Source organism: Bradyrhizobium sp. USDA 4449 (assembly GCF_054056275.1).
Window position 1 is genome coordinate 20,057 of the sequence record NZ_JBSRYD010000002.1, and the last position, 12,438, is coordinate 32,494.

8 protein-coding genes and 1 pseudogene are annotated in these 12,438 nt (G+C 58.6%); 7 read left to right on the forward strand and 2 right to left on the reverse strand.

From position 1 onward, the window contains the following. Nucleotides 1–23 precede the first annotated feature (23 nt). The 3 genes from ACVIIW_RS36105 to ACVIIW_RS36115 all read left to right on the forward strand — a co-directional run bounded on the left by ACVIIW_RS36105 (nt 24) and on the right by ACVIIW_RS36115 (nt 7,957). On the forward strand, nt 24–3,245 hold the full coding sequence (locus ACVIIW_RS36105) for a CHAT domain-containing protein (RefSeq protein ID WP_456705386.1): 3,222 nt from the start codon (nt 24–26) through the stop codon (nt 3,243–3,245). A gap of 548 nt (nt 3,246–3,793) precedes the next feature. Continuing rightward, nucleotides 3,794–7,030, forward strand: coding sequence for an adenylate/guanylate cyclase domain-containing protein (locus tag ACVIIW_RS36110; protein WP_456705387.1), 3,237 nt, complete (start codon nt 3,794–3,796; stop codon nt 7,028–7,030). A gap of 669 nt (nt 7,031–7,699) precedes the next feature. Continuing rightward, nucleotides 7,700–7,957, forward strand: coding sequence for a PilZ domain-containing protein (locus ACVIIW_RS36115; protein WP_456705388.1), 258 nt, complete (start codon nt 7,700–7,702; stop codon nt 7,955–7,957). A gap of 452 nt (nt 7,958–8,409) precedes the next feature. Here ACVIIW_RS36115 and ACVIIW_RS36120 read toward each other — a convergent pair. Together ACVIIW_RS36120 and ACVIIW_RS36125 are read right to left on the reverse strand one after the other, a co-directional pair. After that, nucleotides 8,410–8,577: pseudogene (locus ACVIIW_RS36120) on the reverse strand (transposase); the annotation flags it as partial. 31 nt (nt 8,578–8,608) lie between these two features. Continuing rightward, nucleotides 8,609–8,893 (reverse strand): hypothetical protein, encoded by a 285-nt coding sequence (locus ACVIIW_RS36125; protein ID WP_456705389.1) that lies wholly within the window; start codon nt 8,891–8,893, stop codon nt 8,609–8,611. A gap of 250 nt (nt 8,894–9,143) precedes the next feature. Here ACVIIW_RS36125 and ACVIIW_RS36130 point away from each other — a divergent pair, with 250 nt between their 5' ends. The 4 genes from ACVIIW_RS36130 (at nt 9,144) to ACVIIW_RS36145 (ending at nt 12,305) form a co-directional block, all read left to right on the forward strand. Further along, nucleotides 9,144–9,332, forward strand: coding sequence for a hypothetical protein (locus ACVIIW_RS36130; RefSeq protein WP_456705390.1), 189 nt, complete (start codon nt 9,144–9,146; stop codon nt 9,330–9,332). Nucleotides 9,333–9,916: 584 nt separating this feature from the next. Beyond that, the gene (locus tag ACVIIW_RS36135) at nt 9,917–10,300 is read left to right on the forward strand and encodes a CidA/LrgA family protein (protein ID WP_456705391.1); all 384 of its coding nucleotides are present in this window, start codon (nt 9,917–9,919) and stop codon (nt 10,298–10,300) included. 13 nt (nt 10,301–10,313) lie between these two features. Next, on the forward strand, nt 10,314–11,012 hold the full coding sequence (locus ACVIIW_RS36140; protein ID WP_456705392.1) for an LrgB family protein: 699 nt from the start codon (nt 10,314–10,316) through the stop codon (nt 11,010–11,012). 513 nt (nt 11,013–11,525) lie between these two features. Then, a complete protein-coding gene (locus ACVIIW_RS36145) occupies nt 11,526–12,305 on the forward strand; it encodes an SDR family oxidoreductase (RefSeq protein ID WP_456705393.1) in 780 nt (259 codons plus the stop codon). Nucleotides 12,306–12,438 lie beyond the last annotated feature (133 nt).

Here is a 12,438-nt window from a genome sequence, read left to right on the forward strand (position 1 = left end):
GACTTCGAATGATAAGCCGGTCGATGTTAGCGTTCGCGCTAAGCCTTTCATCGGCATTTGCTGCATCAGGTGCGTTTAGCCAAGAAGCTGACAAGTGCCAGTTTAACCTCGCAGCCGAACGGCACGACTGCAGCTCGTCGTCGATTGGCGCGACTTCGATCATTAAAGAAAGCTCAGCAGAGGGTTCATCCTCCCCGAGCTTTCTTCCTCCGCCGCCATCGATTGCGGACATCACAGCTATTCTCGACAGCGAGAAACCTGATCCCATACTGTTGGCAAAGATCAAATCTGCCGCCGATGTAGAACCTGCGAGTGATAGCTCTGAGAATGCCTTGGCTATATTCTACTACGAGCGATCCGAGGCTAGACAAATCCTGGGCCGGATGACCGAGGCATTTGCCGATGGTCAGCGAGCACTTTTTGCCGCAAGACAAGCAGGAAACAAGGGACTCACGATACGAATCGGGATGCTGAACCAAGCCTATTATGACTCAGTCGGGGACTTAAAGAGCGGCATGGCAGCATTAGAGGGTTCGATTGCAGAGGCCAGTCACCCTCAAACAACGGGCAACCTATTTCCCCTGCACCATACGGCGGTCGGCGTCGCGATCCGAATGGGAGACATGGAGAAAGCTGAAGAGCACCTCCGAAAAGGCCTTGCGCTCATCCAGGAGGCTCGGCGTAGCTGGCGCGGCTACGCTGTCAGAGGAGCGTCGTGGGAATGCTCCATCGCATTGATGCAAGCGCGCATATTTGCCGCACGCGGCCGGTTCAGCGATGCCGAGAGTGCGTTTCGGGAAGCGCGCGAACTGAGACTGAAATCAATAGAAGCTTTCAAGAAACTCAAAGAGACAAATCCAGATGTGCCGCTGGTTTCCGAGCAGCAACGGCAAGCGGACGCTTTTTTATTGAATATCGCCGAGATGAAATCCCGGCAAGGACGGCTCGCAGAAGCCGAGCTGGACGCTCGCACTGTATTGCTTTCTCGCCTTAAGGCCGACGGTAAATACAATCCTCTGATAACCAAATATGTGACCGGCCTAGCGGGCATTCTACGACTGCAAAGCCGCTTTCCAGAAGCCGAAAAGCTGGTGCGGACAAGCCTTGATATCCAGCGGACGCTCGGTATCGGAGACGATCAATTCAATAGCGCCGCTGCATTGTCCTTGCTAGGTGTAATCTTGACCGGTGAGAAAAGGTACGCCGACGCGAACGAGGCGTTCGACATGCTCCTAGAAGCAACCGCGAAATGGGAGCCGGGTCAGCGTGAAGCCCTGCTGTCGAAAGTCTCGCGGGTCCATGCACTGTTGATGGTCGGCCGAATTGAAGAAGCTTTGACCGCTGCTCAGGCGCTGGTTGATTATCAGGTGGCAAGGGTCGGTGAAGGTCACTACGACAGCGCTTCCGCTCGTGGATTCTACGGGATTGCGTTGATGCGCGCTGGCAAAGACCCCGAAGCTGCCCGCGAATTTAGAATTGCATTGCCAGTCTTGCTGGCTATCGTGCAAGAGAATGTTGCCGATGGGGATGAAGAGGTTAGGGCCGAGGCCCAGGCGCGACTTAAGTCGATCGTTGAAAACTATCTTGTGCTGATGGCACGAACGCCGGTCGCCGAGGACGGCCTTGCAGCCAGGACATTTGCATGGGCTGACGCGATCCGTGGCCGCGCGGTACAGAGAGCATTCGCAGAATCAAGTGCACGGGCCGCTGCGACGGAGCCAGCGCTCACCGAACTTGTGCGCAATGAGCAAGACCTCAGCAAACAGGCGCGAGCACAACTCGGCTTGCTCAACAACCTCTTGAGTGTGCCATCCAGCCAACGGGATGAGCATGTGCTGCAAAACGTCGAGAAATCGATTGCGCAATTGCGTTCTGATCGCGACGCGGCTCGTACCGAGATCAAGGAGCGCTTTCCGTCATACGCCGATCTAGTAAATCCCAAGCCGCCGAGCATCGATCAGATTCAGGACGCTCTACACGACGACGAGGCGGTGTTGTCTTTCTACTTCGGAGACGACGCAAGCTTTGTCTGGGCCGTACCAAAGGCCGGTCCCGTCGCTTTTGCTTCCATCGCAATTGGACCTGCGGAAATCAAGAGCAAGATAAAGCAGCTGAGAAAGGCATTGGACACTGAAGCGGCACTTGTTTCCGATATTCCTCCATTCGATGTCGATCTCGGCTATCAACTTTACTCTCTGCTTCTGAAGCCGGTCGAGAGTAGCTGGAAACGGTCCAGGACGTTAATCGTGGTGACGAACGGAGAGCTTGGCCTTTTACCGCTTTCACTGCTGCCTACCGTCCCCGCTCAAATTGACGCCGGCGAGGACGTACTGTTTTCCAGCTACAGGCAGGTACCATGGCTCGCGCGAACACATGCCGTGACGATGGTGCCCTCTCTATCTGCTCTTCGCACCCTCCGTAACCTGCCGCCTGGCAAACCGACGCGCAGTGAGCTGATTGCCTTCGGCGATCCCTACTTCTCGACCGAGCAGATGGAGGCGACGAAACTCGCTGAGGGCTCCGATAACGCCGCAGCGCCGCTTGCGACGCGCGGACTTCCGCTCAAACGACGTAACTTACCCAAGCTCGGCGTCGATAGCGCTGAGTTGGCAATATTACCGCGTCTCCCAGACACGGCTGACGAACTAAAGTCGATTGCGCTTGCGCTTCGGGCCGATCCCGCCAAAGTGCTCTTTCTCGGGGCGGATGCCAATGAGGCAAGGGTGAAGGCGGCCAATCTTTCAGAGTTCAAGGTACTCGCGTTTGCAACCCACGGCCTGCTACCAGGCGAGCTCAACGGCTTGAACCAGCCAGCCTTAGCGCTGTCGGCACCAACCGTTTGGGGCGGCGACGGTGATGGCCTTCTCACGATGGAGGAAATTCTCGCGCTGAAACTCGACGCCGATTGGGTTGTACTCTCAGCTTGCAATACCGGCTTGGGCGACGGCGCTGGCGCCGAAGCAGCTTCCGGCCTCGGTCGCGCCTTCTTCTACGCAGGGACCCGTGCGCTTCTCGTGACGAATTGGTCAGTCCATTCGCAGTCGGCGCGCGAACTCGTCGCCGACTTGTTCAAGCGTCAGTCGGACGACAAGAAACTAGCGCGCGGCGAAGCGTTACGGCAGGCGATGATCGCAATGATCGATGGGCCAGGTTACACTGATTCAGCTGGAAGAACCGAGTTCGCTTACGCGCATCCGCTGTTTTGGGCGCCCTACTCCGTTATAGGTGACGGCGGACGTCGTTGATCAATAGAATAGTAAGCGATTCGGGCCTCGCAGACATTGGAAGCCATTCGCCAGCTTTAGTGAGCCCTGCCCTTCGAGTCTGCTCGCGCGCAAACTTGTAGATTATTACCGTAGTTTATCGCGTGAAGCCGGTAGCGCCAGCCAAAAACTCGCGAGCACTCAATGCGTTGAATGCCCATGTTCGTCGGAGCGGTGATCCGCCGTAGAAGCTCAGTAGCGGACGCCTCCCGGTTCGTCACGACTATCCCGCGGGGGTTAATCTCCGGCTCACGGCCTCTTGGCAACCATGGAGGCGTCCGCCCCTGCTGGGCGCAGCAGTTCCGACCACCCACTGCCTGGTATCAGGCCGTTGCCGCCGCAGAACCACATACACCTCACTTCAACTCGCACTAACTCGCACTGCTCTACTTAGTTACTCAGCAGGCTCAATAATTTAGCAGGCCCCCTAGCTGTCCCAAATCGCCTTACGCGAGGACGCAAAGGCGTCTCCGGTTTTACCTTGCGGTGCTTGCGATGTGGGCTCATCTTGAGCGTCACGGAGGGTCGTCGTGCGCTGTAATGACTGTGGACATGACAACCGGGTAGAACGCAAATTCTGCGCGTCGTGCGGCTCCGCACTTTCGCTCGACTGTCCCGCCTGCGGTTTTGCCAACGAGCATGGCGCACGATTTTGCGGCGAGTGTGGCCGCGCGCTTGGAGCGAACGCTGCCGCAGCTAAACCAGCCGCCACCGTCGACGAGGACGAAGGCGATCGCCGTCCCGTCACGGTGCTTTTCTGCGATCTCATCGGTTTTACGCCTCTGTCCTCGACACTGGACCCCGAGGACGTGCGCGCGGTGCTTAAGCGCTTCTTCGCGATGGTCGACGCGATTGTTGACCGCTTCGGCGGCACGATTGACAAGCACATCGGAGACGCCACCATGGCTCTATTTGGAGCACCGCGGGCGCGCGGCAATGATGCGGAACGAGCGATCCGCGCAGCTCTTGAAATACAAGCCAGCGTGCCGGCCCTAGCATCCGGTCTACCCTCCTCCCTAGCGATTCACATCGGGATCGCAACCGGCGAGGTTGTCGCCAGCGCGTTGGGCAGCAGCCACCACCGCGAATACACGGTCACCGGTGAAGCCGCCAATATCGCCGCGCGGCTGCTCGACCGCGCCGGAGCCGGCGAAATCCTGGTGTCCGATCTCGTCTATCAGGCGACAAAACAAGTCGTTGTATTCGAGTCCACGGGTTTGCTGACGCTCAAAGGTGTGGCGCGTCCGATGGAGGCATGGCGGCCACTTGAAATGAAATCGTTGGCTCCGGACGCGCAGAGCTTGGTCGGCCGGCGCTCCGAGCTCGCGCAGCTTCGCGCCATCCTCAACGCCTGTGTCGACGGCACATCCGGAACTGCGGTGCTGATCCGCGGCGAGGCTGGGATCGGCAAGACGCGGCTGCTGGACGAGCTGAAATCGATTTCTGTAGCGATTGGGATGACCTGCGCCGCTGGTTTTGTGCTCGATTTCGGGACAGCGCGTGGCCATGGTGCGGTGCGCACCCTGGTGTCCAGGCTCCTGGAACTCGCCCCGGGCGCTGAGGCGGTCGCCGTCGAGGCCGCGATCGAGTCAGTGGTGGAACGGGCACAATTGCAGACGGATGACACGCTTTATTTTCGTGATCTTCTGGAAATACCGCACAGCGACGCCGCTCGAAAGTTCTACGAGGCGATGGATAACGCGGCGCGCAACAGCGGCAAAGAGCGCGTGATTGCCGCGCTCGTAAGATGGGTGGCAAGGCAAAATCCTCTGCTCATCACCATCGAGGACGTACACTGGGCCGACGCCGAAACGCTCAGCCTGCTCGCGGCGGTGAGCCGTGCGACGGTGTTGAGCCGCACCGTGCTCGTCATGACCACGCGGCTCGACGGCGACAAGCTCGACGCACAATGGCGCGGCATGACCGGCGAGGTAGGCATCGCGACTATCGATCTATCGCCATTGTCGGTGCGGGACGGGCTGGCGATTGCCAGACGTTTCATCGACGCCTCTGCATTCGCCGATCAGTGCGTCGAACGCGCGGGCGGTAATCCGCTGTTCCTCGAGCAGCTGCTGCGAGGCGCCGGCGATTTGACGGATGGGCGCCTGCCCGCCTCGATCCAGAGCGTGGTGCTGGCGCGCACCGATCTGCTTTCGGCGCCTGACCGCCGTGCCATCCAAGCAGCGTCCGTGCTCGGCCAGCGCTTCACTCTCGCCCAGCTCCGGACGTTGCTTCATGACCCGAATTTCGTCTGTGATACCCTGGTTGGCAACGTGTTGCTGCGTCCGACGGCCGACGGCTTTTTGTTTGCGCATGCGCTGGTTCGCGAGGGTATCTACGGTTCGATCACAAACGCTCGCAAACGCGAACTCCACGCCGCAGCCGCTGCGATATTCGTCGACGATCCGGTGCTGCGCGCCGAACATCTGGATTGCGCCGGCAGTGCGGAGGCGCCGCGTGCCTATATCGCGGCGGCAAAGATGCAGGCCGGCCTGTTTCGGCAGGATCAGGCCATCACCCTGGCGTCACGCGGCCTTGCGCTCGCAACCGGCGGCGGGGAGGCAGTTGAACTTGCCACCCTGCTCGGCGACCTCCAGCAGGATGCCGGACGCGGCACGGAATCACTCGAAGCGTACGTTCGCGCGCTGGCGGAGGCCAGCGATGCCGCGGCCCGCTGCCGCGCCCTGATTGGATGCGCCGCGGCAAACCGATTGACGGCTCGTTTGGAGGACGCATCTGCATCGCTATCCGATGCCGAACCTCTTGCCCAGGCGCTCGATGACAGCCGCTCGCTTGCGGAGATCCACTACATCAGGGGAAACTTGCATTTCGTGCGTGGTCAGCTCAATGAGTGCCGCACCCAGCATCAGTCCGCGCTCGAAGCGGCCCGACGGGTGGCATCGCTGGAGTGGCAAGCCCGTGCTTTGAGCGGTCTCGCTGACGCACTCTACATGGATTGTCGAATGGCGACGGCGCTGCAGCATTTCACAGCCTGCGTCGAGCTCTGCGAGGCCGACGGACTAGCAAAGATCATAGCGCCCAATCGCGTCATGATGGGACATTGCAGAATCTATACCTGCGACTTCGATCGCGGCCTTGATGATATGCGCGCAGGCAAGGATGCTGCCATAAGGATTGGCAACCGACACGCCGAAATGTTTGCGGTGCACTCGATTGGCTTCTGCCTGACCGCGGCGGGGCGATATACTGAGGCAGTACGAGAGCAATCGCAAGCACTGGAGCTTGCGCGCTCACTCAATGCTCGGCGTTACGAGGCGGTCATCCTCAGTCATTGCGCGGAGGTGATGCTGGCCACAGGTCGCCGCCAGGACGCGCTGGCACTGGCACGTCAAGGGCGAGATATCTCGGAGCAGACCGGCCACGGTTTTGTCGGCCCGATCTTTTTTGGACTTCTTGCCCTGCTAGAAGACCGGCAGGAAGATCAGGAGGCTGCGCTTGATGCCGCCGAGGCGCTGCTCGAGCGCGGTGCCGTCGGCCACAACCATTTTTGGTTCCGCCGTTACGCCATCGAGCGCGCGATTTTGCTCGGAGACTGGGATGAGGCCGACCGCCAGGCCGACGCGTTGTTACGTCGGACTGCTGATGAGCCGCTCCCGTATGCTTCCTGGGTCGCCCAACGCGGTAAGGCCTTGGCGCGGTGCGGGAGAGGCAAGGATGGTGACGAAGAACTTAGGCTAGTCCTCGAACCCGCGGCGGAAGCCAACATGCGCATCGACGCGCTCGGTGAATCATTGCGCACGCTCTAATTCAAGGCGTGCCTTATCTGCTCAGGCACTCCGGATTCGGTCAATCGCGACGGTTTTGGTCCAGTAAGGTTCGGTCGCCCCCCTAACAGCCGACATTTCTCCGGCCGTGGGATGCGGCGGCTCCGGGCCAAAGGACTAAACCGCTCGCGCGGTAAGTTCGGCAGCCCGCAGCACGGCTGAGAGATAGCGCAACGGGGCGTCCTGTCTTGAGACTGAGGGGTTCGCAACCTTCACCCAGAACAGGAGCATCCCATGACCGACGAGGCAGTGAGCCCGTTGCGCCGGCGCATGATCAAGACATGACGATCCGGAAGTTCGCGCCCAAAACCCAACATGACTATGTGTAGCGGGTCAAGCACTTGGGCTGTTCTCTATCGGGTTGGCCGAAATTTCGGGCGCCTTCCAGATCACCAGACGTTTCGACATGGCTATTCTTCACCTGTTCATCGGCTTTAACCGATAATTCAGTCAAATCCTCTCGCACGCCCATGTAGTTGGTTCTGGTGGTGCTCGCGCTCGGTGCGATCGGTGCCGCCTTAGATGGCGCGATGTGCTAGCAAAGCCGGGCGTGATCGATTAACGGACCCCTAATTGCTCCCCACAAATCGGGCGGGACTTTCCCTGACAAGTTTCAACAATTTCTCACCTGTCGCCTGTAGTCTCGCGATCATGGAAAAACGCTACGTACGCCGGCGGCGCGTCTTCAAAGCCGCGAGGATCGAATTTCCTGGGGGCGCCCTCAGCTGCGTCGTCCGTGACCTGTCGGACGGCGGTGCCAACTTGGATGTACCAAGTCAGATTGGTATTCCGCACGAATTCATGCTGAGCATCCCGACGGCGGAATTGCGCCGGCCGTGTCGAGCGGTGTGGCGTTCGGCCAAGCGGATCGGAATAGCCTTTGCTTCCCGAGACAAAGTGGGGTCGTAAGCCTCAATTCGAGCTCTGAGCTGACTACTGATCGTTGGCCAAACGACATCAGGATCTCGCAACTTCGAGCCGCGTTTCCTCTGCCAGGGCTGCGGCAAGCTGCGGCGCCGATCTCCGGCCCGTTTTGAGCGAGGTGACCAGCGTCGAGCGATAAAGGCGAAAGAGGCCGCCAACTGAGGCGGCCTTACTCTTACTCTTACTCTCTTACTCTTGCTTTTGCTTGGAGTGCATCGCGGCGAGTTCGGCCTCGAACTCGACAACAGCGGCAGCAATGGCGGCCGTCATTTGCGCGTCTGGGAACCGCCCACCAATGCGCCTATAGCGCTGGATCTTCTCTCTCAGCTCTTCGCACTTCTCACACATGGTCACCCCGGCACGGGTATCTGCGGGGGCTTAATTAACAAATGATGTACGTGTTCCAAAACGAAATTGGGCCACTGCAAAATTCAACTTAGGCAACTAGCCTCCGAGACCTCCATCCCGCCAACTTTGGCTTTCCATTTGTAGATACTGGCATCGCTGACGCCGTGCTTCCGACACAGATCGGCAACCGACACGCCAGCCTCGTGCTCCTTCAAAATCCCGATGATCTGCTCTTCCGTAAAGCGGTTGCGCTTCATGCTCTGGTCCTCATATGGGCCAGAGCGAACTTCAATCTGGATTAAGTCCAGTCACGGCATTGACCTCCGGCGCGGGCTCCTGCTGGGTCCAATGACCGCAGCCGGGCCAGGGGCCCAGCATTAGGCGCCGCCGGGACACGAATTTTCGAGCCGGACGGCGTATTTTTTTGGCTCTGTTTTCAACTAAATGAGCAGACGGTTCACTGGTATCCCAGCCACCAACACCGAGCCGCAACCATTTTTGATGATCGGCGAAGCAGTCCCGAAACAAACCTAGCGTAGCCTTCTGGAACTCACTCACGGAGATTTCGGTCATGTGGGCACTCATTGAAGGTCTGTACCGAGATTATTGCCTGACGCGATTGCAGGAGATTCGGAAATACGAGCAGTCGCATTAAGCCATGGCTCGCGCCCCACGATCTCCGGTGACGTCCACTTTTCTCACTGCTTTAGCGATAGCTGTTGCTGTGTGGGCGACGATCGGGGCACCCCCCGAGCCGTCGCATCCGAAGAAGCAAGTCGCCCACGTCTTAGAGCACCCCTGATTAACTCTTGGGAGCAAGACAATGCGGAACGACAAAAACGTTCAATTCCGTGATCTCGACGAGATCTTGTACAACGCGCAACTTCGCCGCTCTGCTGATCTTGGTCGCTGGCTGCGACAATATCTTGAGGAACGTCGTGGCGCCCGCATGAAAAATGAACGGGTGCGAAACCACAAACAATCGTCACGACCCGTTCACCGGCCCGTCTAAAGCTTTGCGCCGAGCCCATCGACAGGTCTTTCGGGCGCGCTCACAATAGGATCAACACCGACTGGGTAGATTCAAGCTTCCTGCCGAGCGGCCATGCTATTTCGCTTGTTCATGAGCGAGTTTCGACATCCGATAGCACGTAGGAGACGTCCAGATCAGCGAGCGTCAATTATCTTTTTCTAAGGCAGATGTGAGCAGTCTTACACCACTCTTGGAGTTTCTGTCACAGGATCGTCCCGCTTCTTCAAACTCAGCATGGGAAATGTTGCCATGAACATTGCAGAACGCGCGGTCATTCGACCACACCTTACTATTCAAAGCCACTGGATCACATATTCGTATGTGGCATTCACGCTCGTCGCGCTCGCTGTGATCTACCTCGCATCTGCGGGGCCGGGATTCACAGAAGCAGAGCTGGCGAGGACCATCGCATGGCCATGATAAATTGCTGATTGCCACGAGCCAGGTTCTGCTCTGTCGCGGCGTTCAACATGTACTTAGTCGCTACCCGCGAACCAAGGGCAGGGCTTTTGACGCCTGCTCCTGTAGCGGCTGGCGATACATTGCTTTTGGAGGCTGTCGCCATGCTTGAACAGATTGCGCGCGTTATGGGTTGGCTTTGCATCGGAGAAATAGCTTCAAGATCGGGTTTGTTGCCCCTTCCCGCGCCCGTCACGGGCTTGATTTTACTTTATGCCGAACTCTCCGTTCGCGGAAAGCTTCCGAACGACTTGGGTGTCCTTGCGGATCGGCTACTCCAATTTCTGGGTATGCTGTTTGTACCGGCTGGTGTCGGCGTGATCGCCTATCTCGGTGTCTTGAAGACCGAAGCGCTTCCGATCTTGGCGGCCGTGATTGGTGGCACTGCGATAACGCTGTTCGTAACCATGGTCGTTGTGAGTTGGCTCGGGTCCACAGCGACGAAAGCTCAGCAGCACGAAGGAACAGCTCGCGATGTCCAGCCTTAGTCATCTCACCAGTATGACCTGGGCCGGCCTGGCGGAAAGGCCGATCCTAGAGACCGCCGCAACGGTTTTTGCATTTCTCGCAGCGAGCCGCATATCGCGCTTCTGTGGCAATCACCCCGTTCTTAATCCAACCCTGATCGCGATTATCCTGATCTCACTCGGGCTCGAAACGACACACATTCCTTACGAAACGTATTTGCGAGGCGCTGACGTTATCCAGTTTATGCTGGCGCCTGCTGTCGTTCTGCTCGCAGTTCCCCTGTTTCGGCAGAGGGCCATCATCCGTGCGTCCGCGCGCTTGATCGCAGTCGGCCTCGCGGTTGGATTGCCCGTTGGCGTCCTGAGCGCTGTCGGAATCGCCTGGATGTTTGGGGCGGATTCTCAGACCATCCTCTCGCTTGCGCCCAAGTCGGTGACGGCGGGAATTGCCGTCGGCATTTCCGAGCAAATCGGCGGCCTCCAGACGCTTACGGTCGTCCTGGTCATCATGACAGGCATCACAGGCGCTATTCTCGGACCGATCATTGCGCGGATTGCACGGATCGATGACCCGCGCGTGGTGGGTCTAACGATGGGCATTGCCTCGCACGGCATTGGCACCGCACGCGCGCTTCAGATCAACGAGGTTGCTGGCGCCTTTTCCGGACTTGGCATGGGGCTGAATGGAGTGCTCACGGCGATCCTCCTGCCTTTGATATGCCGGCTGCTCTGAGCTACTCGCCCGGTGCGATCACCGAGGTGGGCACATTGAGAATTCGGGCTTTTCGTGGCATTCACAAATGATCTAGTACTGCCTCGTTTTCGACGCTGACCGTGCTCCCAAGTTCTATCCAGTTCTGAATTCGCCCCGATCGTTGAATGCGCCCGGTTGGGCCGTCCAGAGCGCAAGACCCAGAAAGGTGCCATTGAGGACACGCGTCGTTCACCCGAGGAAAACACGCGGCTTGGGCGGCAACATAGGCTTGATGGCAATCCATTCATGATCGGGTCGGCATCGAACTTGTGCACATGACAGAAAAAGCTCTAGTTGGCCAGCGCCGCTACCGCAGTGGCCGGGCCAATCAGCGGCCGCGCCAGGTTCTGCTCGGCGCAAGCAGCGGCTTCAATGCGCGGCTGACGCGGCTTCGCAGCGATCGCAGCCGGAGTACGAGGAAATGGGCGCGAATGTGCCTGCGAGCTTCCCAGCGGTAAGCATACGAAGCAAGGCGAGGGATGGGAGTGCTTCATGAAAAGGTCAGGGAACACGATCCTTGTCACGGGAGGCGGATCGGGCATCGGGCGTGCGCTGGCTGAGCAGTTCTCAATTCGCGGAAACCGGGTGATAATCGCCGGTCGCCGACGCGAGGCCCTCGACGAGGTCGTCTACAGTCATTCCGGAATCGAAGGCGCAGTTCTAGATATCAATAACGGTGAAGCAATCGGCAAATTTGTTAACGACGTTCTCGTCCGCCGCCCGACGCTCAATGTTGTAGTCCACTGCGCCGGGATCATGCGGTATGAGCGGGTCACCCGGGCCGGTTTCTCGACGGACATCGCCGAAGCCACGATTTCCACCAACCTTCTCGGCACGATTCGGCTCACGACCGCCTTGCTCCCTCATTTTTTGTCGCGCCCGGACGCCACAATCGTGACCATCTCCTCCGGCCTAGCATTCGTGCCGCTTGCGATGACGCCGACATACTGCGCGACAAAAGCGGCCGTTCATTCCTACTCGCAATCGCTGCGCTATCAATTGAAAGAAACGAATGTCCGGGTCGTTGAAATCGCTCCCCCGTACGTACAAACAGAGTTGATGGGCGCCCAGCAAGCATCTGACCAGATAGCGATGCCACTGAAAGACTATATCAATGAGACAATGGCCATTCTCGACGCCAATCCCGACGTAACCGAGGTGCTTGTCGAGCGGGTGAAGTCTCAGCGGTTCGCAGAGGCGCGCGGCGATTACGATGCCTTTTTCAATGCCTACAACAGTCGAGCCATGGCTGCGCGCGCCGATGAGTGGTGACGATTGAAGAACGAGAGACGACGTCACGGGGATACCCCGCGCCCAAACACCTCTACCAACTATGCCTTCACTGCTGCGGTTCCTGAGCCGTTCACGTGGGCCTATGATGATCTTGGGCTTTTTGTTGCGTATC